Below are 24,045 nucleotides of genomic sequence, written 5' to 3' on the forward strand. Positions count from 1 at the left end.
CACCCGGCAGACGAGGTCACGCGGCCTCCGTCCGGTCCGCCGCCATCCCGGCCGCATCCAGCAACGCGGTCCCGACGATCAGATCGGCTCCGCCGAAGTCCGGATCGTCCAGTTCCGTCCCGTCGTCCACGGCGAACAGCAGCTTCTCCTCGCCCTGGCGATACGCCGTACCCACCGCCGGACTGGCCGCATGGACCGCCAGGAGAGCGACCAGATACGCGAGATCGAAGCCACCGGAGTACCTGGCGTCCGCCAGCAACCCGGACAGTCTGCGTGGCGCGTCGGCCGGCAGATCCAGCAACTCCGTCGCAGCGGCCAGCTGTTCCTCGCTGAACCGGCTGTCGTCCGGCGTCGCGATCAGGTCGGGCTCGGGCATCTCGGCGCCCAGGTGCTCGCGCTCCACCGGCGGGGTCAGCAGTATGTCGACGAGGTCGCCGACCCGCACCGAAACCGGCGTACGCAGCCCGGTGCCCTGGGTGAAGAACGTGTCCGTCACCCGGATCGCCTGCTCCAGGGGCAGCGGCAGCAGCGGCGCGACCAGGTGGCCGTACAGATCAGTGCCGGAGGTCGTCGCGTGCGAGGCGAAGGCCTGCCGGTCCTGTTCGGCGCGGAACAGGGGGCCGGCCTCCAGCAGGCGCGACTGGAGCTGGGTGTGGCGCCGGATGCAGTCCTTGACGATGTCCACCAGTTCGGCGGCACGGCGCTTGTGCTCGGGCTCCTCGGTCTCGTCGCGGGCCTTGCGGATGTTGGTGAGGATCGCGTTCTCGTGGCGGTACCGGTCGGCCACGTGGTCCAGGGCCTCGGCGATCATGTCGGGCACCGCGTTGAGCCAGTCGACCGCGCGGACGTTGCGCCGGGTGGCCTCCAGGGCGCGGCGCAGGGTCTCCGAGTACTGCACCGTGCGGTACCGGGCCTGCTCGGCGGCGAGCTGGGCGTCGGCGAGGCGGCCGCGGTTGATCAGCACCTCGAGCTTGACCTCGGCGGCGATCTGCGCGCTGGTGACGTCGGTGTCCAGGGCGCCGACCAGGACGTTGACCGCCTCGTCCGTGGTGCGGAGGTAGACGGTGCCGCCGGGGCCGGGGACCTCTTCGATCAGCTTGAAGTCGTAGTCGCGGCGGACGTAGCTGCCGTCCGGCGTGAAGGTGCCGTAGACCGCGCGGAAGCCGCGGTCCACGCTGCCGACGTTGATCAGGTTCTCCAGGACCCAGCGGGCCACCCGCTCGTGCTCGACGACCGGGCGGTGCGGGGCCTGGGCGGCGATGCGCGGGATCAGCCGGGCCACGATCTGCTCGTGGTCGGCGCCCGTGTCGAAGTCCATGTTCAGCGTGACCAGGTCGATGGCGGCCAGGGCCACCTCCGCCATGCCGTACACCGAGTACTCGCCCGCGAGGTTGGCCTTGCGCGCGTCGAGGTCGTGCAGCGGCGCGGTGCAGGCGAGCGCGCGCAGCCGACGCGCCAGCCCCTCGTCGGCGGCCGGGCCCGGTGCCGGGCGCGGCCCCACGCCGAGCCGGGGCGGAACGCTGTCCGTCGATGCAGGCGAAGTCACGGTGCACAGAGTAGGTCCTTGGTCTGACAACGACCCAAACGACGCAGAAGCGACGGCCGTCACAGAAGCTCAAGAGGCGCCGGCGCCGTCCTCGCCGACCCGTCGCCGGTACACCTCGACGACCCGCTCCAGCGAGTCCGCGAGGTAGGTCTCCAGCAGCCGCTCCGCCGCGCACCGGTCCCCGGCCTGCAGGGCCTGGAGGATCTGGCGGTTGCGGGCGAGGTACGGCTCGTGCAGCCGGCGCGGGTCGTCCACGACGTGGAAGGCGAGCCGCAGCTCGGCGAAGACGCTGCGCATCAGCTCGTCGGTGCGTTCGCTGCCGGCCAGCGCGACCAGCTCCCGATGGAAGTGGATGTTGGCCGTACCCAGTGCTTTCCAGTCATTCTCGTGGGTGGCCAGCTGCCCCTCGGTGACGGCGGCGGCGAGGCGGTCGAGCTCGTACGGAGGTTCCCCGAGGCCCCGGACGACCGCGCACTCGACCAGGGTCCGGGTGCGGTAGATGTCCTCGACGTCCTCCACGGTCAGGACCCGGACGAAGACGCCGCGGTTGAGTTCGTGGACCAGCAGACGCTCGTGGGTGAGCAGCCGGAACGCCTCGCGCAGGGTGTTGCGGGAGACACCGAGCGCACCGCCGATGGCGTCCTCGGACAGGCGGGTGCCCGGCGGGAAGTAGCCCTCGGCGATGCGGCTCCTGAGGATGTCGGAGACCCGTTCGGCGGTGCTGGTGCGCCCCAGGAGGGCGCGGTCGTCGGCCAGTCCCGTCAGCTGCTCTGCCATGCCCGGAATTCAATCGCAGACCCAGGGACGAGACAACGTGGGTATTGAAGGATCGTTGAACGATCCTCTACGGTGCTCCGCACGGCACGGCTGCCGGCTTCCCCGCGGCACGGCTGTCGGCTTCCGCACGGCACTGCTCAGTTCCCCGCACCCTCCGTCCCCTTACTGCGAGGTGCCCATGAGCACGACCCCTCCGCCCCGCTCCGTGGCGTCGGGCGTACGACCCGCCCACGGTGAACGCGCCGTCGAGGACGGCGCGTTCGGCTGGCTGCGCGCCCTCGGCCCCCGTGGCCGGCGCGCGTTCGCCGGCGCTTTCGGTGGATATGCCCTGGATTCCTACGACTACTTCACACTGCCGTTGAGCATGGTGGCGCTCGCGGCCCACTTCGGCCTCAACAGCGGCCAGACCGGCCTGTTCACCACCGTCACGCTGGTGGTCTCCGCGATCGGCGGCGCCGTGGCGGGCGTGGTCGCGGACCGCGTGGGCCGGGTCCGGGCACTGATGATCACGGTGATCACGTACGCCGTCTTCACCGTGGCGTGCGGCTTCGCGCCCGACTACGAGACGCTGCTGGTCTTCCGCGCCCTGCAGGGCCTCGGCTTCGGCGGTGAGTGGGCGGTCGGGGCGATCCTGGTCGCCGAGTACGCGAGCGCGCGGCACCGGGGCCGTACGCTCGGCGCGGTCCAGAGTTCCTGGGCGGTCGGCTGGGCGCTGGCCGCGGTCGTCTACACGCTGGTCTTCTCCTTCGCCGGTGACGACCTGGCCTGGCGGATCATGTTCTGGACCGGTGCGCTGCCCGCGCTGCTCGTGGTGTGGCTGCGCCGCCAGGTGCACGACGCGCCCGAGGCGACCGCGGCCCGCGAACAGAGCGCGCACCGCGGCTCGTTCGCGGCCATCTTCCGCCCCGGCACGAAGGGCGGCCCGGGCCTGCTGCGCACGACGGTCTTCGCCGGCCTGCTGTCGACGGGTGTGCAGGGCGGCTACTACACGCTGGCGACCTGGGTGCCGACCTACCTGAAGACCGAACGCGGCCTGTCCGTCGTCGGTACCGGTGGCTATCTGACGTTCCTGATCTCCGGCGCCTTCCTCGGCTACCTGACCGGCGGCCACCTCACCGACCGGCTCGGCCGGCGCCGCAACATCTGGCTGTTCGCCCTGCTGTCCGCCGTGTGCATCCTGGCGTACGCGAACATCCCGCACGGCGCCGACACCCTGCTGCTGGTCCTCGGCTTCCCGCTCGGCTTCTGCATGTCGGCGATCTTCAGCGGCTTCGGCTCCTACCTGAGCGAGCTGTACCCGACGGCGGTGCGCGGCACCGGCCAGGGCTTCACGTACAACACGGGCCGCGCCGTGGGCGCGGTGTTCCCGACCCTGGTGGGCTTCCTGGCCGACAGCTGGGGCGTGGGGGGCGCGCTGGTCTTCGGCGCGGTCGGCTACGGCCTCGCGGCACTGGCGCTGCTCGGGCTGCCGGAGACGCTCGGGAAGGAGCTGGCGTGACGCGGGTGAACCGTACCGGGGACCGGCCCGTGACCCTCGTGGACGAGCACGCGTACGCGTGGAGCCCACAGACCGCACGGGCCCGCTTCCGGGAGGGCCTGGCCGGTCCCACGGCCGGCGTGGCGGCGGGCCACACGCAGGCCAACCTGATCGCGGTGCCGGCCGACTGGGCGTACGAGATGCTGCTGTTCTGTCAGCGCAATCCGAAGCCGTGCCCGGTGCTCGACGTCACGGACGCGGGCTCCGTCACGACCGTCCTCGCCGAGGGCGCGGACCTGCGCACCGATCTGCCGCGCTACCGGGTGTGGCAGGACGGCGAGCTGGTCGAGGAGCCGGCCGACGTGCGCGCCCACTGGCGCGACGACCTGGTGTCCTTCCTGCTGGGGTGCAGCTTCACCTTCGAATGGGCGCTGGCCGGGGCGGGCGTCCCGATCCGGCACGTGGAGCAGGGCCGCAACGTGCCGATGTACGTGACCGGCCGGCAGTGCCGTCCGGCGGGCCGGCTGCGCGGGCCGATGGTGGTGTCGATGCGGCCGGTGCCGCCTGAGCACCTGCGCACGGCGATCCGGGAGAGCGGTCTGCTGCCGGCCGTGCACGGCGGCCCCGTGCACTGCGGCGATCCCGCGGCCCTCGGCATCGACGACCTCGGCCGTCCCGACTTCGGCGACCCGGTGGCGGCCGCCGACGACGACATACCGGTGTTCTGGGCGTGCGGGGTGACCCCGCAGGCGGCGGTGATGGCCTCCCGGCCGCCGTTCGCCATCACCCACGCACCGGGCCAGATGTTCCTGACCGACGCCCGCGACGAGCAGTACCGCGTGGTCGGTGTCGACTGACACCTGCATGCGGCAACCACCACACGAGGAACGGAGACACGAAGAGACCATGACCGCGATCGATCTGAACGCCGACCTCGGCGAGGGCTTCGGCCGCTGGCGGCTGACCGACGACGAGCAGCTGCTGTCCGTCGTCACCAGCGCCAACGTCGCCTGCGGGTTCCACGCCGGGGACGCGGCCACCATGCGCCGGGTGTGCGAGCTGGCAGCCGAGCGCGGGGTGACGATCGGCGCACAGGTCTCCTACCGGGACCTGGCCGGGTTCGGGCGGCGCGCGATGGACGTGCCGTCCGCCGAACTGACCGCCGAAGTGGCCTACCAGATCGGCGCCCTGGACGTGTTCGCCCGGGCGGCGGGCGCGCGCGTGGCGTACGTCAAGCCGCACGGCGCGCTCTACAACCGGGTCGTGCACGACGAGGAGCAGGCCGCGGCGGTGGTCGACGGTGTGCTGCTGGCCGACGGCTCGCTGCCGGTGCTCGGTCTGCCCGGCTCGCGTCTGCTGGAGCTGGCCGCGAAGGCGGGCCTGCCGGCCGTCACGGAGGCGTTCGCCGACCGCGCCTACACCGACGAGGGCACGCTGGTGCCGCGCGGTCGGGACGGCGCCGTGGTGACCGATCCGGACGCCGTCGTGGAGCGTTCGGTGAGCCTCGCGGGCTTCGGCAGGGTCGTCGCACACTCCGGTGCGCTCATCGAGGTGCGCGCCCGCTCGCTGTGCCTGCACGGCGACACGCCCGGCGCGGTGGAACTGGCCCGCCGGGTGCGCGAGCGGCTGGTGACGGCCGGCGTGCGGGTGGAGGCCTTCGCATGAGGGCACTGCCCGTCGGCGACGACGCCCTGCTCGTGGAGGTCGCCTCGGACGCGGAGGCGCGGGCCCTGCACGCGGAGCTGCTGCGCCGCCGCGCGGAGGGCTCGCTGACCGTCCGCGAGATCGTCCCGGCGGCCCGTACGGTGCTGCTCGACGGCCTGGCGGAGCGGGATCGCCGGGCCTCCGAACTGACCTCCTCCGCGGTCCCGCCCGCTCCGCCACGCGCGCGTGAGCTGATCGAACTCCCCGTGCGCTACGACGGCCCGGACCTGGCCGAGGTGGCCGCCCACTGGAAGGTGTCCGAGCGGGAGGCCGCGCGTCTCCACGCGGACACCGAGTTCACCGTGGCCTTCTGCGGGTTCGCACCCGGCTTCGGCTATCTCACCGGGCTGCCCGCCCGCTACGACGTTCCGCGCCGGGCCACCCCGCGCACCTCCGTCCCCGCCGGTGCCGTGGCGCTGGCCGGGCCGTACACGGGCGTGTACCCGCGCTCCTCGCCGGGCGGCTGGCAGCTGATCGGCACGACGGAGGCGGTGCTGTGGGACCAGGCGCGCGTACCGGCCGCGCTGCTCTCACCGGGCACCCGCGTGCGCTTCGTACCGGCGGGGGACGCATGACCGACCGTGCCCTGCTCGTCGTACGGGCCGGGGCGCTGACCACCGTGCAGGACGGCGGGCGGCCCGGGTACGCGCATCTCGGCGTCCCGCGCTCCGGGGCGCTCGACCCGCGCGCGGCGGCCCTCGTCAACCGGCTGGTCGGCAATCCGCCGGACGCGGCCGTCCTGGAGACCACCCTCAACGGCTGTGCCCTGCGCCCCCGTTCGACCGTGACCGTGGCGGTCGGGGGCGCGCCCTGCCCGGTGACGGTGGACGGCCGGCCGGCGCCCTGGGGCGCTCCGGTCCTCGTGCCCGCGGGTGCGCTGCTGGAGGTGGGGGCGGCCGTGGCCGGCGTACGCGCCTATGTGGCAGTCTCCGGCGGTGTCGCGGTGGAACCGGTCCTCGGCAGCCGTGCCACGGACCTGCTGTCCGGCCTCGGCCCCGCACCGCTCGCCGAGGGCACGGTGCTGCCGCTCGGCAGCCCGGCCGGGCCGCCCGCGCGCGTGGACGCCGTCCCGCAGCCCCGCCCGCCGGCCGAACTCCTGCTCCGGGTGACCCTGGGCCCGCGCGACGACTGGTTCACGGCGCGCGCGGTCCGGGAGCTCACCACGCGCGCGTACCGGGTGTCCTCGGCGAGCAACCGCATCGGTCTGCGCACCGACGGGCCCGCCCTGGAGCGGGCCCGCGGCGGCGAACTGCCCAGTGAGGGCATGGTGCTCGGCGCGGTCCAGGTCCCGCCGGACGGCCGTCCGGTGGTCTTCCTGGCCGACCATCCGACCACCGGCGGCTACCCGGTGATCGCGGTGGTCCGCGCCGCCGACCTCCCGGCGGCCGCGCAGGCGGTCCCGGGCACCCCGGTCAGGTTCGTGGCGGTGCGGCGCCGCTGAGCCTCGGCGCCGGCATCGAGGTCCGCCGTCGACAGTGCGGCCAGTGCCTCGGAGACCGCTGCGGACGCGCGCAGGTCGAGGCGGGCGCTGGTGCCGCCCGCGCGGTGCCGCAGCTCGTCGGCGGCCAGCCGCAGCAGCTGGGGCAGCAGATCGTTGCAGCGCCGCAGCACCCAGCCGGTACCGGCGGTGGCGAGCCACCACAGGCTCGCCGAGCGGGTCGGGGCGGGAAACTCCGGCTCGGGCGACGGCGGCGACCCGGTGGCCAGACCGGCCGCGCGGAGCAGGGCGTGGAAGCGGACGGCGAGCTGCCGGTGGCCGCGCTCGCCCGGATGCAGCCGGTCCGCGCTCCACAGGCCGCGGTCGGTGAGCCAGGCGCCCTCGGAGGCGTGCAGGTGGACGGCCCCGTACCGGTCGGACAGGGCGTGGACGACCGCGTTGACCGCCCGCTGCCGACGGGCCAGCGGGTGGGCGAGGGCGCCGGGGAGTCCCAGCATCGCGCCGGGGTCGGGCAGGCAGGCGGTGAGCAGCGTGGCGCCCTGGCCCGCGAAGGCCGCGTACACCTGGTCGAGCCGGGTGGCCACCGCCTGGATGTCGAAGGTGCGGCGCAGCGTGTCGTTGACGCCGATGACCACCGACACCAGGTCGGGGCGCAGGCCCAGAGCGGCCGGCGTCTGCCGTTCGAGTACGTCGCGCGTCTGGGCGCCGCTGACGGCGAGGTTGGTGAACTCCACCTGCCCGGCGGCCTCGGCGAGGCCGGCGGCCAGCAGCGCCGCCCAGCCCCGCCAGCCGTCCCCGGCGGGGTCGCCCACGCCCTCGGTCAGCGAGTCCCCGAGCGCCACGAAGCGGACGGGTCTCATGCCACGCCCTCCCGGGCGGCGGGCCGGGCCGGCGCGCCCTGCCTGAGCACCTCGGCGTCGTGCGCCGCCAGGAAGGCCTCGACCGCCGTTCCCCAGCCGAAGCACTCCGCACGCGCGCGTGCCGCCTCCCTGCGCTCGGGCTGGGGTCGCGACAGGATCGTCTCGACGGCGTCCGCGAACGCCTCCGCGCGGTCGGCGGCCGCGGCGCCCGCCGCGCCGATCACCTCGGGCAGCGCCGAGGACGCGCTCGCCACCACGGGCGTCCCGCACGCCAGGGCCTCCAGCGCGGCGAGCCCGAAGGTCTCGGCGGGCCCAGGCGCCAGGCAGACGTCGGCGGACGCCTGGAGGGCGCCGAGAGCGGCCCGGCCGGAGACGTACCCGAGGAAGGTCACGGGCAGCCCGCGGTCCCGCGCGCGCTGCTCGAGCCGCGCCCGCAGCGGGCCGTCACCGGCCACCACGAGCACCGCCCGCCGCCCGCGCCGCAGCAGCGCCTCCAGGGCGTCAAGGGCCGTGCCGGGCCGCTTCTCGACGGAGAGCCGGGAGCACATCACGAGCAGCGCCTCGTCCCCGCGCGCGTGGTGTGCGCGCAGCTCCGGATCGCGCAGCGCGGGATGGCACCCCATCAGGTCGACGCCCAGGGGAGCGCGTACGACGTTGCGCGCGCCGATCCGTACGAACTCGCGCTCGGCGAACTCCGTGGTGCACACGACCCGCGAGTAGACGTGCGCGGTACGGGTGTTGAGGGCGTCGGCGGTCCGCCGTGCCAGGTTCTCGGACAGGCCCCAGGTGCGCAGCACTCCGTCGGCGGTCTCGTGGGAGACCATCACGGAGGGCACGCGCGCGCGGCGGGCCCAGCGACCGGTCCAGCGCAGGGTGGTGCGGTCGGAGACCTCCAGGCGGTCGGGGGCCAGGTCCTCCAGGAGGGCGGCAACGCGCCGCTTGTCGGCCAGCACGCGGTAGCCGCCGGTGCCGGGCAGCACCGGTCCGGGCAGGGTGATGACCCGCCCCTGTTCGGTGTCGCGGTCGGTGTGCCGCTCGCCCGGCACGATCAGCACCGGCTCGTGGCCGGCGGCCCGGAAGCCCTTGCCCAGTTCGCGCAGGGCGGTGCGCAGGCCGCCGGAGGCGGGGGTGACGAAGTTGGCGAGCCGGACGATGCGCAGGGACGTGCCGGTCATGCCGCCACCACCGTCCGGCGCGCGGCGAGCACGTCCTCGTAGTGCGCGATCAGCTGGTCGCCGACGGCGGCCCAGGTGCGGCCCTCGACCGTGGCCCGTCCGGCGGCGCCGTACGCGGCCCGCAGGCCCGGCTCGGCGGCCAGGGTGCGCACGGCCTCCCGTACGGCGTCCGCGTCGCGCGGCGGGACGAGCAGTCCGGTGCGGCCGTGCGCGACCAGGTCGAGCGGGCCGCCCGCGGCGGGTGCCACCACCGGCACCCCGCTGGCCATGGCCTCCTGGACGGTCTGGCAGAAGGTCTCGAAGGGGCCGGTGTGCGCGAACACGTCCAGGGAGGCGAAGATCCGGGCGAGTTCGTCACCGGTGCGGCGCCCGAGGAAGACCGCGCCGGGCAGGGCCTCGGTCAGGTGGGCCTGGCTGGGACCGTCGCCGACCACGACGACCCGGACGCCCTCCAGACCGCAGACGCCCGCCAGGAGTTCGACCTGCTTCTCGGGGGCCAGCCGGCCCACGTAGCCGACGATGAGCTCGCCGTTCGGGGCCAGTTCGCGGCGCAGCGCCTCGTCGCGGTGGTCCGGCCGGAAACGGACGGTGTCGACGCCGCGCGGCCACAGCCGTACCCGGGGCACACCGTGCGCCTCCAGGTCGTGCAGTGCGGCGCTGGACGGGGCGAGAGTGCGGTCGGCGGCGGAGTGCACGGAGCGGATCCGGCGCCAGGCGGCGGCCTCTCCGGCGCCCATGTAGGTGCGGGCGTAGCCGGCCAGGTCGGTCTGGTAGACGGCCACGGCCGGGATGCCGAGCCGGGCGGCGGCCGCCATGCCGCGGACGCCGAGGACGAAGGGACTGGCCAGGTGGACCACGTCGGCGCGGTGCTCGGTGAGCGCCGCGGCCAGGCGCCGGCTGGGGAGGGCGACGCGGACCTGGGGGTAGCCGGGGAGCGGGAGTGAGGGGACACGGACGACGGGACACGGTGCCTCGAGGGCGTCGGCCCTGGTGCCGGGCGCGGTGGCCGGCGCGACGACGAGCGGGAGGTGGCCGCGATCCACGAGGTGCCGGGCGGTCTGGAGCGCGCAGTGGGCGACGCCGTTCACATCGGGGGGAAAGGATTCGGTCACTATGACGACACGCATACGGGTGTTGTCGCCGCGCCGGACGTGGCAGCGTCAACGTCGATCTTTCCGTACGGGGAACGTCCCATGAGCGTTGGACTGCACACCCGAGCAGGTCAGACGGCCGCCATGCCCGCCTGACCTGTGGGTCACCCGGTGTTCACACTCCGGGCGGTCTGCTGCCCCTGCCGGGTGCTCACGGCGGGGCCCGGCCAGGTCACATGGTCTGTGCGTCCGGTCCGAAGCGGCTGCGGACCGCTGTCTGCACCTCGGCCTCCTCGGCCGGGTCGGCGGCGAGGCGGCGGAGTCGTTCGACGACCCGCGCGTCACCTGTTTCGGCGTGCCGGGCGGCGACCTCCCGGGTGGTCTCCTCGCAGTCCCACAGGCACTCGACGGCGAAGCCGGTGGCGAAGGAGGGGTCGGTGGCGGCCAGCGCGCGGGCTGCGCGGCCACGGAGATGGGAGGAGGCCGTCTCCCGGTAGATGTGCCGCAGCACGGGGGCCGCGCAGGCGATGCCGAGGCGTCCGGTGCCGTCGACCAGGGTCCACAAGGTGGGCGCGTCCGGGCCCTCTCCGCGCACGGCCTCGCGGAGGGCGCCGAGGACGAGGCCGCGGTCCTGGGCCCCGCCGCGGCAGGCGAGCATGCGTCCGGCGGCGGCGCCGAGGGCGTCGGGGCGCTGGGCCCAGCCGCGGGCGCGGTCGACGGCGGCGATACTGCGCATCCGTTCGAAGGCGTCGACGGCCGCCTCCACGACGACGGTCGGGCCGTCGGCGACCGCGGCCTCGACCAGGTCGAGGGCGTCGGGGTCGTTGCTGTCGGCGAGGTAGCGCAGTGCCGTGCAGCGGGCGCCGTCGGTGCCCGCCCTGGCGGCCTGGAGGATCTCCGGCCGGTCCTCGGGGCCTGCCACGGCGACCAGGCAGCGGGCGGCCGGCACATGGAGTGCGGCGCCGCGTTCGACGCCCTGCTGGGCCCACTCGAAGACCGCTCGCACGCTCCACCCCGGGCGGGGTCCGGTGGGTCGCATCTGGCGCTGCCAGCGGTCGAAGCAGCCGGCTTCCTGGGCGGCACGCACGCGTGTGGCGATCGATTCGCGCGGATCCTCGGCCCACAGCCGCCAGGGCCGCGGCTCGAAGGCGTCGCGCACGGCGACGGCCAGCTCGGCCTCGCCCTCGGGGTCCGTGGCGAAGCGGGCCAGCACGGGCGCGGCGAGGGCACGCAGGCCCGCGTCGTCGTCCCGGAGGGCCAGCTCGTCCAGGGCCCAGGCCCAGTTGGAGCCCTGGGCCGCATACCTGCGCAGCAGTCCGAGCGCGTCCCGCCTGCCGTAGGAGGCGAGGTGCCCGAGCACGGCCAGGGCGAGGCCGGTACGGGACTCGTCGTCGTCGAGGACGTCCTCGGGGTCGAAGAGGTGCGCCTCGATGGCGTCCAGCTCGCCGTTCAGGTCGAGGTGGAGCCGGGCGTAGTAGAGGGAGCGGTTCTCCACCTGCCAGTCGTGGCGGGGGTCGCGGAGCACACAGTGGTTCAGGGCCGCGAGCGCTTCGGCGCGCGGGGCGGTGAGCGCGTGCAGCGTGCCGTCGCCGCGGCCCCGCTGGAGCAGGCCGAGCAGCGTACCGCTGGGCGCTATGACCGGATCGAACATGGGAAACAGCCTCACATCAAGCGTCGACGCAACCGGGAAACACGCATTACCTGGCCGCGTGACACAACGTCGGAGCGCCCGCCGTCTCTTGCTTGCTGAAGACCATCTCTCTCTGCCTCTCGTCGGTGGCCCATGCGGACCGCATCACGGCCCGCGCGGTGCGGCAACACCTGCCCAGCCATCGCGTCCGTGAATCACGTCGTCATGATGACCCGCGCTGTGAGCTGCCGCGACCGTATTTCCGGCGGCCCTGTACCGCCTCCCCCGTTTTCCGTGCCGTACCTGGTCAGGACATACGCATCAGTGTGCGCCGAACAGTTCCAGGAGTTCCGTCTTGCCGAACATACGTGCCGTGTCGGCGGCCGAGGGAGTCCCCGCGGCCGGATCGGCGCCGCCCTCCAGGAGGACCTTGATCACTTCCGTCTCACCCTTGAAGACGGCTCCCGCGAGCGGGGTCTGGCCTCGGTCGTTGATCCGGTCGGCCTCGGCACCCCGGGCGAGCAGGGCACGCACCGCGTCGGCGTGACCGTGGTAGGCGGCCAGCATCACCAGGGAGTCACCGCGGTCGTTGGTGAGGTTGGCCGGAACGCCCGCGTCGACGTACGCCACGAGCTCCTCCGTCTGCCCCTGCCGGGCCAGATCGAAGATCTTGGTCGCCAGCTCCACGACCTCGGGGTCGGGGGCTTCGCTCATCGGCCGGACCGCCTCTCGTTACAACCGTTCAGGTGAATCGCAAGGGTACTGGCTCGCGCCTCACATGACCCGAAGTGCCCGAGGTAAAGATCACTGCAGACTCCGCCGGACGCAAGCGCCCCGCTCATCCGGCCTACCGAGGACTCCGCCGCCTGGTGTAAATGGGCGGGAATTCACCCAGTTGCACCTTTTATCGTATAGATACATCCTGTGATTCTGGAAGTACTCAGGGTGACTGTCCCCCTCGACACCAGGAGGCCCCAAATGATCCTCTCCATCTCAGGCGTCATGCTGCTCGGCGTCGTCGTCTTCCTGTTCTTCCGCAAGGACGGCCTCAAGGGCTCGCACGCATGCACCTCGGCCCTGTTCGGCTTCTACCTGGCCAGCACGGGCATTGCCCCCAGCATCAAGGCGGGTGGCGAGAGTCTGGCGAGCCTCCTCGGCGGCATCAAGTTCTGACGCCCCCACCTCCCGCCCGTACGCACCATCAGGAGACACCAGTGGCCCGGCGCCCTCTCCCCCGCATTCTGAGCAAAGACAGCGCGCAGATCGCCCGGACGCAGCTCGCCCGGAGCCGGGAGCTGGCCCGGACGGCGGCCGACAGCGCCACCGACGTCCTCCATCCGCTGATCACCGTTTCGCGCGGGCTGCGCCGGCTGGCCTCGGCCGGGCGGCGCAAGTGGGCCGAGACGCCCAAGGACAAACGCGGTCCGCTGCTGTTCCTGGCGGCCTGCGTGGTCCTGGTCGTGGCACTGGTGCCGTACGGACCGCTGCTGGCCGCCATCTCCCTGATGGCGGCGGCGGCCTGGCAGGGCCGCGACCGCACCCCACCGGCGCCGGAAGGGCCGGACGAGTCGCAGACCGAGCGCCTCCGGTCCCTGTACGAGGCGCTGGTGCCCTGTTTCTCCACCGCCGAGGACCCGGCACCGCTGTACGCGCACGGCGGGGAGTGGCAGAAGGTCTTCGAGACCCACGAGTTCGACGAAGGCGGGCGCGTGGGCAACCTCGTCATCCGCTACCCCGCCTACTTCCCGGACGGCGAGCCCGAGGCCCGCGCGCGGATCGAGCAGTTGCTCACCGCGAAGGCCGGGCGGGGCCGCGAGTACCACTTCGCGTGGGACGAGGTGGGCAACCGGCTCACGGTGACCGTCCTCGCACCGCTGCCCACCGACATCGCCGCCCAGCGCTTCGTCACCGCGCCGGGCGAGACGGTCCTCGGTTTCACGGACCCGAGCGAGGTCCAGCGCACGCTTCCCCTCTCCTACGGAGAGGAACAGCGCGACACCCCGCCGGTCGTCTGGCGGACCGGCCTCCGCTCCACCGAGCCGCACCTGCTCGCCATGGGCCACCCCGGCAGTGGCACCTCGACCCTGCTCCGCTCGATCGCCCTGCAGGCGCTCCAGTACGGCGACGTGCTGATCGTCGACGGCGGGGGCACCGGTGAGTACGCCTGCCTGATCGGACGGGACGGCGTGCTGGCCGTGGAGTGCGCGCCGGCCGGCGCGCTGGCCAGTCTGGAGTGGGCCGCGCAGGAGACCGAGCGGCGGCTCATCGCCATCAACCGGGCCCGGCAGGTGGGCGATCCGCCGCCCGAGGACACCCGGCGCCCGCTGTGGATCCTCCTGGACCGGCCGACCGTCTTCACCCACCTCACCGCCGCGGACGGCCGCAAGGACCCGCAGACGCTGCTGCAGATGCCGCTGCGGCACGGGCGCGCGGCGAACGTGACCGTGGCCGTGGCCGAGCAGTTCGACAGCGCGGAGGCGTTGAGCGACCCGGTACGGCAGCACACGCGCGCGCGTGTCGTGCTGGGGCCTGCGGCGCCCGAGCAGGTGCGGGCGGTGCTGGGGGTGCCGCCGCACACGACGCCGCCGGCGCAGGTGCCGCCCGGGCGGGGGTATGCGCGGCTGGGGTCGGGGCCGGTGCATCGGCTTCAGGTGCCGTCGACTCCGGATCCGTACGACGATGCGACGAGTGAGGCGGATCGGCAGGCCGTGGTGTCGCTGCTGCCGCCGCGTACGACGCCGGCCGACGCGGCTTCTGCTGACGCTGCTTCGGCCGAGGCTGCTTCGGCTGACGCGGCTTCGGCCGAGGCTGTCGAGATGGCACCGGTGGCTGCGGAGCCTGTTCCTGCGAAGGCTGTGGCTGCCGAGAGTTCGTAGGCGGCGGCCGGCCGGTGCTGGGCGGGGGTGGGGACGCTGCCCGTGCTGAACGGGTGCCGCTGCGCCCACCCGTGCCGCCCGGGGGTCCCCGCAGCCCCTTGAGGCACTGGGGGAGGCACGACTGCCCGCAGCCGACGCCGGCTGCGACGCCCTACGCCACAAACGTCCTGGGTGCCTCCGTCCCCCCTGTCGCCCCCGTTTCCACCAGGCGGGCCGCGGCGGCCAGGCGGGTCGCTGCCTCCTCCGCCACCGCTCCGCCGACCGTGAAGGGGAGGCGGACGTAGCCCTCGAAGGCGCCGTCGACGCCGAAGCGCGGGCCCGAGGGGACCCGGACGCCGACCCGCTCCCCCGCCTCGGCCAGCCGCGAGCCCGACAGACCGCCGGCGCGGACCCACAGGGTCATACCGCCCTGGGGAACCTCGAACTCCCAGTCGGGCAGTTCTCGGCGCACCGCGGCCACCAGGGCGTCGCGGTTCTCGCGGGCCTGGGCGCGGCGCAGCTCGACGGCCTGCTCCCAGCCACCCGTGCTGAACAGCCAGTTCACGGCCAGCTGTTCCAGCACCGGAGTGCCGAGATCGGCGTAGGCGCGGGCGGCGACCAGGCTGCGGATCACGTCGGGGGCCGCGCGCACCCAGCCGATCCGCATGCCGGCCCAGAACGCCTTGCTGGCCGAGCCGACCGTGATGACGGTCGAGCCGGCCGGGTCGAAGGCGCACACCGGGCGCGGCATCCCGCCGCTCTCGAAGTCCTCGTCGAGCCAGAGTTCGCTCATCGTCTCGTCGGCCACGAGGACGGTCCCTGCCGAGCGGGCCGCGTCCACCATCCGGCGGCGCTGGTCCTCGTCGGCGAGCGCGCCGGTCGGGTTGTGGAAGTCGGCGACGACGTAGGCGAGTCGGGGCGCGGCCTCGCGCAGGACCTGGCGCCAGCGGTCCAGGTCCCAGCCGGTCAGCCCCTCGGCCATGGCGACCGGGACCAGCCGGGCGCCCGCCTCCCGCATCAGCTGGAGGATGTTGGCGTAGGACGGCGACTCGACGGCGATGCGTTCGCCGCGGCCCGCGAACAGGTGGCAGATCGCGTCGATGGCGCCCATCGCGCCGGTCGTCACCATGATCTGCTCGGGCATCGTGGGGATCCCGCGCGCCGTGTAGCGCTCGGCGATCATCGAGCGCAGGGCCGGCAGTCCGGCCGGGTAGTCGCCGTGCGTGTGGGCGTAGGGCGGGAGTTCCTCGAGGGCGCCCTGGACCGCGCGGGTCAGCCACGGCTCGGGTGCCGGGAGCGAGGCGCAGCCCAGGTCGATCACCGAGCCGAGGGCCTCCGGGGGCAGGGGCTCCAGACCGCGCGCGGGCAGCGGGTTACCCGCCGGCACGGCGGTCCAGCTGCCGGCGCCGCGCCGGGACTCCAGGAAGCCCTCGCTGCGCAGCGCCTCGTAGGCGGCCGCGACCGTGGTGCGGCTGACGGAGAGGGCCAGGGCCAGTTCGCGTTCGGCGGGCAGCCGGGCGGCCACCGGGACCCGTCCTTCGAGCACCAGGAGCCGGATACCGTCGGCGAGGGCGCGGTAGGCGGGCGGGCGGCGGGTGCCGGGGCCGGCCGGGCGGTCCTGCTGGGAGTTGAGCAGCCGGGCGAGCTGTGCGGCCCCCACCGCCGAGGTCCACTGCGCCATGACGATCAGTCCACCTTCTCCGAATTGGCCATGGATGGCGATTCATCCCACGCCACAGAGTGTCATGCACCAGGCCACCACCACCACCCAGGGGGGTATTTCGTGTCCACTCCCGGCCGTCTCGGACGACGGCTGATCCAGCTGTATACGGGACTCGCGCTGTACGGCGCGAGTTCCGCGCTTCTCGTGGCGGCGGGTCTCGGGCTCGAACCGTGGAACGTGCTGCACCAGGGGCTCGCGGAACTGACCGGCATGACCATCGGCGTGGTGTCGATCTTCGTCGGGGCAGGTGTGCTCCTGCTGTGGATCCCGCTGCGCCAGCGGCCGGGTCTCGGCACGGTCTCCAACGTCTTCGTCGTGGGCCTCGCCATGGACGGCACCCTCGCCCTGGTCCCGGACGTGCACAGCCTCGCCGTGCGGGTCCCGCTGCTGGTGGCGGGCATCGTGCTGAACGGCGTGGCGACCGGCCTGTACATCGCGGCGAGCTTCGGGCCGGGGCCGCGCGACGGCCTGATGACCGGGCTGCACCGGCGCACCGGCCGTTCGATCCGGCTGATGCGGACGGTGGTCGAGGTGGCGGTGGTGGTCACCGGCTTCGCCCTGGGCGGCACCATCGGTGTCGGCACCCTGCTCTACGCGCTGTCCATCGGGCCGCTTGCGCAGCTGTTCCTGCGGATGTTCGCCGCACCTGCGGCGTCGGGCAGCACGGTCGTTGCCGAGCGGACACCCGGGCGAGCGATACTGCGTCCGTGACCACCACGACGCCGCCCCTGCGCCATCCCTACCTGGACCACCCGGGCCCGATCGCCTTCGCCCACCGCGGCGGGGCCGCCGACGGGCTGGAGAACACCGTGGCGCAGTTCCGGCGCGCGGTGGAGATGGGCTACCGGTACATCGAGACCGACGTGCACGCGTCGGCGGACGGCCGGCTCGTCGCCTTCCACGACACGACCCTGGACCGGGTCACCGACGGGTTCGGCCGCATCGCCGACCTGCCGTGGGCGGACATACGGCACGCGCGCGTGGGAGGGCGGGAACCGGTGCCCCTCTTCGAGGAGCTGCTGGAGACCTTCCCCGAGGTCCGCTGGAACGTGGACATCAAGGCGGAGCCGGCGCTGCGGCCCCTGCTGGAGCTGATCGAGCGCACGAACGCCTGGGAGCGGGTCTGCGTGGGCTCCTTCTCCGAGGCTCGGGTGCTGCGGGCGCAGCGGCTGGCCGGGCCCCGGCTGGCCACCTCGTTCGGCACGCGCGGGGTGCTCAGCCTGCGGCTGCGCTCCTGGGGACTGCCGGCCGCGGTGCGCAGGTCCGCCGTCGCCGCGCAGGTGCCCGAGGCCCAGTCGGGCGTTCCGGTGGTCGACCACCGCTTCGTCCGGGCCGCCCACGCGCGCGGGCTGCAGGTGCACGTGTGGACGATCAACGAGCCGGCGCGGATGCACCGGCTCCTGGACCTGGGTGTCGATGGCATCATGACCGATCACATCGACACGTTGCGCAAGGTCATGGAGGACCGCGGCGTCTGGGTCTGAGCGCCCGGGGCGGCCGGGCCACGCCTTCGCACGGCACTTCAGCGGGGAAGCGAGGGCACGGGTGGGCACCGAGACCGTGCGGGCGGGGACAGCCGACGAGGCCGCCGGACTGCGGCGCGAGCAGCGCGGCTGGTACTTCTACGACTGGGCGTGCTCGGTCTACTCGACGAGCGTCCTGACCGTGTTCCTCGGTCCGTACCTCACCTCGGTCGCCGAGCGGGCGGCGGACGCCGACGGCTATGTGCATCCATTGGGGGTGCCGGTCCGCGCGGGTTCCTTCTTCGCCTACTCGGTGTCCCTCTCGGTGATCGTGGCCGTGCTACTGATGCCCCTGGTGGGCGCGGCGGCAGACCGCACCGGGCGCAAGAAGCCGCTGCTCGCGGCGGCGGCGTACACGGGGGCGGCCGCGACGACGGGCCTGTTCTTCCTCGACGGCGACCGCTATCTGCTCGGCGGGGTGCTCCTCGTCGTGGCGAACGCGGCGCAGTCCGTCGGGATGATGCTCTACAACTCCTATCTGCCGCAGATCGCCCCGCCCGAGGAGCGTGACGCGATCTCCTCCCGGGGGTGGGCCTTCGGCTACGCGGCGGGCTCCCTGGTCCTCGTGGCCAATCTCGTCCTGTACTCGGCGCACGCCTCCTTCGGCCTGTCCGAGACGGCCGCGGTCCGGGTCTGTCTGGCCTCGGCCGGGCTGTGGTGGGGCGCCTTCACGCTCGTACCGCTGCGACGGCTGCGCGACCGGCACGCGCGTGTGGAGCGGCCCACCGCCCCCGGGTGGCGGCAGTTGGCGGCGACCGTCCGGGACATGCGCCGGCATCCGCTGACGCTGGCCTTCCTGCTGGCGTACCTCGTCTACAACGACGGCATCCAGACGGTGATCTCCCAGGCCTCGGTCTACGGCTCCGAGGAGCTGGGGCTCGGTCAGTCCACTCTCATCGGGGCGGTCCTGCTGGTGCAGGTGCTGGCCGTGGCGGGCGCGCTGGCGATGGGGCGGCTGGCACGGACGTACGGCGCCAAGCGGACGATCCTCGGTTCGCTGGTGGCCTGGACGGTGACGCTCGGGGCCGGCTACTTCCTGCCCGCCGGAGCACCGGTGTGGTTCTTCGTGCTGGCCGCCGGCATCGGGCTGGTCCTCGGCGGCAGCCAGGCACTGTCCCGGTCGCTGTTCTCACATCTGGTGCCGCCGGGCAAGGAGGCCGAGTACTTCTCCGCCTACGAGCTGAGCGACCGCGGGATGAGCTGGCTGGGCCCGCTGCTGTTCGGCGTGACGTACCAGCTGACCGGCAGCTATCGCTCGGCGATCATCTCGCTGGTGGCGTTCTTCGTCATAGGGTTCGCCCTGCTCGCCCGGGTTCCGGTACGCCGGGCGATCGGGGCGGCGGGCAACCCGGTTCCGGACACGATTTAGCACTCGGCGCGAAAGGGCGGTAGTGTACGCGTTTGGCCTGCCAGGCGTACCGTTACTGCGCGTCAAAGATGCCGGAACGCTGGGTGACATCTGCTAGCAGATGTGACAAACCGGGCGCCTGTGGGTAGAACAAGGGGCGGCTACGACGGCGACGCATGACCCGGAACGGGAATCTTTACCGCCGACCGGACGTTGACCGGATGACGACGACAGCGACACCTGTCCTGTGGGCGACAAGCCCGGGAGGCACGATTCATGAGTGAGCGAGCTCTTCGCGGTACGCGCCTCGTAGTGACCAGCTACGAGACGGACCGCGGTATCGACCTGGCTCCGCGCCAGGCCGTGGAGTACGCATGCGAGAAGGGGCACCGCTTCGAGATGCCCTTCTCGGTCGAGGCGGAGATCCCGCCGGAGTGGGAGTGCAAGGTCTGTGGGGCCCAGGCACTCCTGGTGGACGGCGACGGCCCTGAGGAGAAGAAGGCCAAGCCCGCGCGTACCCATTGGGACATGCTGATGGAGCGGCGCACCCGTGAGGAACTCGAAGAGGTCCTCGAGGAGCGCCTGGCGGTTCTGCGCTCGGGGGCGATGAACATCGCCGTTCACCCTCGGGACAGCCGCAAGTCCGCCTGACGCGAGACACACGAGTAACCGCGGGCGCCGTACGTGAAGACGTACGGCGCCCGCGGTTTCGTGCTGCCCTGCCGGCCGACCTTGCCGGGCGACGGCCCCAGGGGGACCGGGCTCAGCGGGTCAACGGCGGCCACTGCTCCTGCGGCTCGTGGCCGTCCTCCCTGATGACCTCGCCCTGCACCACCTTGCCGTCGGGGCGGTGGATGCGGGCCTGCTGGAAGACGTCACCCAGACTGCCCGGGGCGGCCCGGCGCAGCCGTCGCTCCAGGACGCTCTCGGTGTAGCGGCTCACGGCCTTCTGGACCGGCGGGAGGAGCAGGAGCAGGCCGGCCACGTCGGAGATCAGGCCCGGGATGATCAGCAGCAGGCCGCCGAGCATCATCAGGCCGTTGCCGCCGCCGCTCGCCGGTGATCCGCCGCGCTGCAGCGCTTCGTTGAGGTTCCGGAAGGCGCGACGGCCCGCCCGCTTGATGACCACGGAGCCCGCGATCACGCCCGCCACCAGCAGCAGGAACACGGTGAGGCCGCCCGCCGCGCCCGCGACCAGGGTCAGCAGCCAGATCTCCAGCACCAGCCACGCGGCGATCCCCAGCGGCAGATACCTGCGCGGCCGGGAGCGCCGGGGCCTTACGGTGGACGGAGAGGTGGGAACGCCAGTCGTCATGCTCCCAGTGTGCCTGGACCCGCCTCAGTGCGGGATAAGCGGGCCCGGGGCGACCGGCCGGAGCTGCGCCGCCCCCCGAGGCTCTGGCTAGGCCTGCTTGCCCTTGCCCGTGATCTTGCCGACGCGGTCCCCGACCCCCCAGGCGGTGACCCGCCACAGGGCCTCGACGAGGATGTCGCGGCTCATCTTGGAGTCACCGAGTTCCCGCTCCACGAAGGTGATGGGGACCTCGACCACGTGGTAGCCGGCCTTGACCGAGCGGCGGGCGAGGTCGACCTGGAAGCAGTAGCCCTGGGAGGCGACCGCGTCCAGGCCCAGGCCCTCCAGGGTCTCGCGGCGGAAGGCGCGGTAGCCGCCGGTGATGTCGCGCAGCGGCAGGTCGAGGGCGAGGCGGGAGTAGAGGCTGCCGCCGCGGGAGATGAACTCGCGGGACTTGGGCCAGTTCACCACCCGGCCGCCGGGCACCCAGCGGGAGCCGAGCACCAGGTCCGCGCCCTTGAGGGCGGTGAGCAGGCGGGGCAGTTCCTCGGGCTGGTGGGAGCCGTCGGCGTCCATCTCGACCAGCACGCCGTAGCCGCGCTCCAGGCCCCAGCGGAAGCCCGCGAGGTAGGCGGCGCCCAGGCCCTCCTTGCCCTTGCGGTGCAGCACCTGGACGTGGTCGTCCTCGGCGGCCAGCTCGTCGGCGAGCTTGCCGGTCCCGTCCGGGCTGTTGTCGTCGGCCACCAGTACGTGTGCCTCGGGGACGGCCCTGCGCACCCGGCCGACGATGGTCTTGATGTTCTCCGCCTCGTTGTAGGTCGGAATGATCACCAAGGCCGTGCCGAGCGGACCGAACTGCCTCCCCTGAGCCTTGGCCGCGAGGGTCCCGTCGCCGTCGTTCACTGCTGCCCCTTCAATGTCGTACGCAGGCGTCCACCATAGTGGCCGCGGCCTGGGATGACGCGCCCCCACGTTCATACGGGGGTGTCGATTCCACAAGAGTGGGGTAAGGATGTGCTTTTCGCACCTGCGTCCCGCGACGGATAGGGGCCCGGCGCCCTTCGGGCCGACCTGGGACCCGCTGGCTGCGGATCTACCGAAAGCCGTTGTCTACTGAGCGCCCGGGCCCCACCCGGGTCACACCTTGCCGACCGGCCGGAGCGCTCGCTCGTCGGCGCGGGCGCTGAGCCTGGCTCCCAGTGGCGGTGCCCCGGTGCGGCACACCGTCCCTGACCCAGCAGCGCTGCGACGAGTTGCGTGAACGCTCCCCGGTCGGGCGTCCGGTGGTGGACCCGGCCGAACCTACCGGCCCCCGGCCGCCGACTGTCAACAGCCGCCTGACCTGCACCGACGCCCTCCGGATCGCGGTGAGCAGGGAGGATGCGCAGGTGGGGCGACGCGGCGGCGGCGGATGATCACCGCCGCGCCACCCCGGGAGATCACTCGCCCGGCCCTACGAACACCGTCCGTCCGCCCACCACGGTGCGCACACAGACCGGCAGGTCGCGGCCCGGGGTCAGGTCGGGCAGGCCGGGGGTGCCGGAGCGCGGGTCGGTCGACCAGCGGGCCACGCGGTCGTCGGGGGCCTGGACGACCAGCTCGTCGGTCCGCCAGACGGCGTAGTCGGCGGGCGCGCCGGGCACCAGGACGCCCGCGTCGTCACGGCCGATGGCCCGCCAGCCGCCGCGCGTGTGCGCGGTGAAGGCGGCGCGTACGGAGACCCGGTGCTCGGGGGTGTGGTGGAAGGCGGCGGCGCGGACCGTGCCCCAGGGGTCGAGCGGGGTGACCGGGCTGTCGGAGCCGAACGCGAGGGGCACGCCGGCCCGCAGCAGGGCGGCGAAGGGGTTGAGGGAGCGGGCCCGCTCGGCGCCCAGGCGCCGGGCGTACATGCCGTCCTCGCCGCCCCAGAGCGCGTCGAACGCGGGCTGGACGGACGCGATCAGACCCAGCTCGGCGAAGGCGGCGACGGTCTCGGGGGTGAGCATCTCGGCATGCTCGACCCGATGCCGGGCGGCCCGGACGCGGGCGAGGCCGACCTTCTCGGCGGCGGCGCGCACGCCCTCCACGACGGCGGTCACGGCGGCGTCGCCGATGGCGTGGAAGCCCGCCTGGAGGCCCGTCTCGGTACAGGCGACCACGTGGGCGGCGACGTCGTCGGCGTCCAGGTAGGCGGTGCCGGTGTGGCCGGAGTCGGCGTACGGCTGGTGCAGACAGGCGGTGTGCGAGCCGAGGGCGCCGTCCACGAAGAGGTCGCCGGCGGCGCCGAGGGCTCCCAGTTCGCGGGCCTTCTCGACGTTCTGTTCCGCCCAGTATCCGACCACCCGCGGCCCGGCCACCTCGGCGGCGAGCCGCAGCAGGTCCGTGAAGTCGTCCTCGGAGGAGATCTGCGGGCCGGCGCACTCGTGCACGGAGCCGATGCCGAGGGAGGCGGCGTGGGCGAGAGCGGTGCGCTGGGCCTCGGCGCGCTGGGCGGGGGTGACGGCGGCGAGGGCGGCTTCGCGGACGGCGTGGTGGGCGTCGGCGGTGAGCGGCGCGTCCTCGCGGGTGACGTGGCCGGCCACCAGGTCCAGCAGGGCGGTGGTGACGACCGCCGAGTGGACGTCGATGCGGGAGAGGTACAGCGGGCGGCCGCCTGTGGCGGCGTCGAGTTCCGCGCGCGTCGGCGGACGGCCGCCGGGCCAGCGGGCGGCGTCCCAGCCGTGGCCCAGCAGGACGCGGTCGTCCGGGCGGGCGGTGGCGAAGTCGCGGACCAGTGCCAGGGCCGCCTCCAGGGACGGCGCGTCGGACAGGTCGAGTCCGGTCAGGGCGAGGCCCGTGGCGGTGGTGTGCACATGGGCGTCGGTGAAGGCCGGGGTGACCAGGGCGCCGTCGAGGTCGATCACCTCGTCCACGCCGTCGGCGAAGGCGTCGGCGGCGCCCTCGGAGCCGACCCAGGCGACCTGTCCGCGCTCGACCACCATCGCGGTGGCGAACGGGTCGGCGGGGCTGTGGACCTCTCCGCGGCGCAGGAGGACGGTCTTGGGGTCGGCGGACTGCTCACTCATGCCCGACAGTCTCTCGCGTGCGCGGGGGCCACCGGGCACCGGGGCGGCCGCCCCTCGCGCGGCGGCGTGCGGGCGGGTGCGGCGGCGCCGGCTCGGTACGGGCCCGGTCGCCTCAGATCTTCGGGGGACGTGCCTCGTACGGGGTCGACAGGACGACGGTGGTGCGGGTGGACACCCCGGCCAGGGTGCGCACACGGGCGAGCAGCTCCTCCAGTTCGTGCGGGGTGGCCACCCGCACCTTGAGGATGTAGTTCTCGTCGCCGGCGACGCTGTGGCAGGCCTCGATCTCGGGGACGCCGGCGAGGCGGTCCGCGATGTCGTCGGGGGCGCTGGGGTCGAAGGGTTTCACCGAGATGAAGGCGGTGAGCGGCAGCCCGACGGCCTCGGGGTCGACGACCGCGGCATAGCCGCGGATGACGCCACGCTGTTCGAGCCGGCGCACCCTCTGGTGCACGGCCGACGTGGACAGGCCCGTGGCCTTGCCCAGGTCTGTGTAGCTCATCCGCCCGTCCTTGACGAGCAGCTGCACGATCTGACGGTCCAGCTCCTCCATGGCGCCA

Annotated in this window: 23 protein-coding genes; 11 read left to right on the forward strand and 12 right to left on the reverse strand. The window is 73.6% G+C overall.

From position 1 onward, the window contains the following. Window positions 1–16: 16 nt before the first annotated feature. Both AC07CM_RS32715 and AC07CM_RS32720 read right to left on the reverse strand, forming a co-directional pair. Window positions 17–1,546 carry a hypothetical protein gene (locus AC07CM_RS32715; RefSeq protein ID WP_478880090.1) on the reverse strand — a complete coding sequence of 510 codons (1,530 nt, stop codon included), beginning with the start codon at window positions 1,544–1,546 and terminating at the stop codon, window positions 17–19. A gap of 69 nt (window positions 1,547–1,615) precedes the next feature. Next, on the reverse strand, window positions 1,616–2,323 hold the full coding sequence (locus tag AC07CM_RS32720) for a GntR family transcriptional regulator (protein ID WP_478880091.1): 708 nt from the start codon (window positions 2,321–2,323) through the stop codon (window positions 1,616–1,618). A 178-nt stretch (window positions 2,324–2,501) separates the two neighbouring features. Between AC07CM_RS32720 and AC07CM_RS32725 the strand changes: the two genes are divergently transcribed. From AC07CM_RS32725 to AC07CM_RS32745, 5 genes are read left to right on the forward strand one after another with little or no spacing between them, the layout of a single operon-like run. Further along, window positions 2,502–3,821, forward strand: a complete 1,320-nt coding sequence (locus tag AC07CM_RS32725; protein ID WP_478880092.1) for an MFS transporter — start codon at window positions 2,502–2,504, stop codon at window positions 3,819–3,821. A 5-nt stretch (window positions 3,822–3,826) separates the two neighbouring features. Continuing rightward, on the forward strand, window positions 3,827–4,657 hold the full coding sequence (locus AC07CM_RS32730; RefSeq protein ID WP_478880175.1) for a putative hydro-lyase: 831 nt from the start codon (window positions 3,827–3,829) through the stop codon (window positions 4,655–4,657). 49 nt (window positions 4,658–4,706) lie between these two features. Continuing rightward, on the forward strand, window positions 4,707–5,465 hold the full coding sequence (locus tag AC07CM_RS32735; RefSeq protein ID WP_478880093.1) for a LamB/YcsF family protein: 759 nt from the start codon (window positions 4,707–4,709) through the stop codon (window positions 5,463–5,465). Further along, on the forward strand, window positions 5,462–6,079 hold the full coding sequence (pxpB, locus tag AC07CM_RS32740; RefSeq protein ID WP_478880094.1) for a 5-oxoprolinase subunit PxpB: 618 nt from the start codon (window positions 5,462–5,464) through the stop codon (window positions 6,077–6,079). Before AC07CM_RS32735 ends, pxpB begins: the two co-directional genes overlap by 4 nt. Beyond that, entirely contained in the window at window positions 6,076–6,945 is an 870-nt protein-coding gene (locus tag AC07CM_RS32745; RefSeq protein WP_478880095.1) for a 5-oxoprolinase subunit C family protein, read from the forward strand. Before pxpB ends, AC07CM_RS32745 begins: the two co-directional genes overlap by 4 nt. On the opposite strand, the gene AC07CM_RS32750 is transcribed toward AC07CM_RS32745, so the two are convergent. The 5 genes from AC07CM_RS32750 to AC07CM_RS32770 form a co-directional block, all read right to left on the reverse strand. After that, the gene (locus tag AC07CM_RS32750; RefSeq protein WP_478880096.1) at window positions 6,846–7,802 is read right to left on the reverse strand and encodes an SGNH/GDSL hydrolase family protein; all 957 of its coding nucleotides are present in this window, start codon (window positions 7,800–7,802) and stop codon (window positions 6,846–6,848) included. The two genes, AC07CM_RS32745 and AC07CM_RS32750, sit on opposite strands and share 100 nt — an antisense overlap. Further along, a complete protein-coding gene (locus AC07CM_RS32755; protein WP_478880097.1) occupies window positions 7,799–8,977 on the reverse strand; it encodes a glycosyltransferase in 1,179 nt (392 codons plus the stop codon). Before AC07CM_RS32755 ends, AC07CM_RS32750 begins: the two co-directional genes overlap by 4 nt. Then, window positions 8,974–10,104 (reverse strand): glycosyltransferase family 4 protein, encoded by a 1,131-nt coding sequence (locus AC07CM_RS32760; RefSeq protein ID WP_478880098.1) that lies wholly within the window; start codon window positions 10,102–10,104, stop codon window positions 8,974–8,976. The genes AC07CM_RS32755 and AC07CM_RS32760 overlap by 4 nt, the downstream gene beginning before the upstream one ends. A 196-nt stretch (window positions 10,105–10,300) precedes the next feature. After that, a complete protein-coding gene (locus AC07CM_RS32765) occupies window positions 10,301–11,719 on the reverse strand; it encodes a HEAT repeat domain-containing protein (protein ID WP_478880099.1) in 1,419 nt (472 codons plus the stop codon). 300 nt (window positions 11,720–12,019) lie between these two features. Continuing rightward, window positions 12,020–12,412, reverse strand: a complete 393-nt coding sequence (locus tag AC07CM_RS32770) for an ankyrin repeat domain-containing protein (protein WP_478880100.1) — start codon at window positions 12,410–12,412, stop codon at window positions 12,020–12,022. Between the two features lie 264 nt (window positions 12,413–12,676). Between AC07CM_RS32770 and AC07CM_RS32775 the strand changes: the two genes are divergently transcribed. Then, window positions 12,677–12,871, forward strand: a complete 195-nt coding sequence (locus AC07CM_RS32775; protein WP_020938770.1) for a hypothetical protein — start codon at window positions 12,677–12,679, stop codon at window positions 12,869–12,871. A 41-nt stretch (window positions 12,872–12,912) separates the two neighbouring features. After that, on the forward strand, window positions 12,913–14,574 hold the full coding sequence (locus AC07CM_RS32780) for an ATP-binding cassette domain-containing protein (RefSeq protein WP_478880101.1): 1,662 nt from the start codon (window positions 12,913–12,915) through the stop codon (window positions 14,572–14,574). A gap of 151 nt (window positions 14,575–14,725) precedes the next feature. Here AC07CM_RS32780 and AC07CM_RS32785 read toward each other — a convergent pair whose 3' ends face one another. Next, the gene (locus AC07CM_RS32785; protein WP_478880102.1) at window positions 14,726–16,234 is read right to left on the reverse strand and encodes an SCO1417 family PLP biosynthesis transcription factor; all 1,509 of its coding nucleotides are present in this window, start codon (window positions 16,232–16,234) and stop codon (window positions 14,726–14,728) included. A gap of 102 nt (window positions 16,235–16,336) precedes the next feature. Between AC07CM_RS32785 and yczE the strand changes: the two genes are divergently transcribed. From yczE to AC07CM_RS32805, 4 genes are all read left to right on the forward strand, one after another. Continuing rightward, the gene (yczE, locus tag AC07CM_RS32790; protein WP_478880103.1) at window positions 16,337–16,987 is read left to right on the forward strand and encodes a membrane protein YczE; all 651 of its coding nucleotides are present in this window, start codon (window positions 16,337–16,339) and stop codon (window positions 16,985–16,987) included. Continuing rightward, complete coding sequence (locus tag AC07CM_RS32795; protein WP_478880104.1) at window positions 16,984–17,760, forward strand: glycerophosphodiester phosphodiesterase family protein; 777 nt, start codon at window positions 16,984–16,986, stop codon at window positions 17,758–17,760. The genes yczE and AC07CM_RS32795 overlap by 4 nt, the downstream gene beginning before the upstream one ends. A gap of 61 nt (window positions 17,761–17,821) precedes the next feature. Beyond that, complete coding sequence (locus tag AC07CM_RS32800; protein ID WP_478880105.1) at window positions 17,822–19,168, forward strand: MFS transporter; 1,347 nt, start codon at window positions 17,822–17,824, stop codon at window positions 19,166–19,168. A 255-nt stretch (window positions 19,169–19,423) separates the two neighbouring features. Beyond that, window positions 19,424–19,798: an RNA polymerase-binding protein RbpA gene (locus tag AC07CM_RS32805; protein ID WP_003977404.1), complete on the forward strand. Its 375-nt coding sequence runs from the start codon at window positions 19,424–19,426 to the stop codon at window positions 19,796–19,798. Window positions 19,799–19,910: 112 nt separating this feature from the next. Here the strand turns inward: AC07CM_RS32805 and fxsA are convergent, their stop codons facing one another. The 4 genes from fxsA to AC07CM_RS32825 all read right to left on the reverse strand — a co-directional run bounded on the left by fxsA (window position 19,911) and on the right by AC07CM_RS32825 (window position 24,038). Further along, the gene (gene fxsA, locus AC07CM_RS32810) at window positions 19,911–20,462 is read right to left on the reverse strand and encodes an FxsA family membrane protein (RefSeq protein WP_478880106.1); all 552 of its coding nucleotides are present in this window, start codon (window positions 20,460–20,462) and stop codon (window positions 19,911–19,913) included. A gap of 87 nt (window positions 20,463–20,549) precedes the next feature. Beyond that, window positions 20,550–21,344, reverse strand: coding sequence for a polyprenol monophosphomannose synthase (locus AC07CM_RS32815; RefSeq protein WP_478880107.1), 795 nt, complete (start codon window positions 21,342–21,344; stop codon window positions 20,550–20,552). 536 nt (window positions 21,345–21,880) lie between these two features. Further along, window positions 21,881–23,485: an amidohydrolase gene (locus AC07CM_RS32820; RefSeq protein ID WP_478880108.1), complete on the reverse strand. Its 1,605-nt coding sequence runs from the start codon at window positions 23,483–23,485 to the stop codon at window positions 21,881–21,883. A gap of 112 nt (window positions 23,486–23,597) precedes the next feature. Next, on the reverse strand, window positions 23,598–24,038 hold the full coding sequence (locus AC07CM_RS32825; protein WP_391328685.1) for an Lrp/AsnC family transcriptional regulator: 441 nt from the start codon (window positions 24,036–24,038) through the stop codon (window positions 23,598–23,600). Window positions 24,039–24,045 lie beyond the last annotated feature (7 nt).

It is taken from the genome of Streptomyces sp. NPDC044061 (assembly GCF_056434305.1).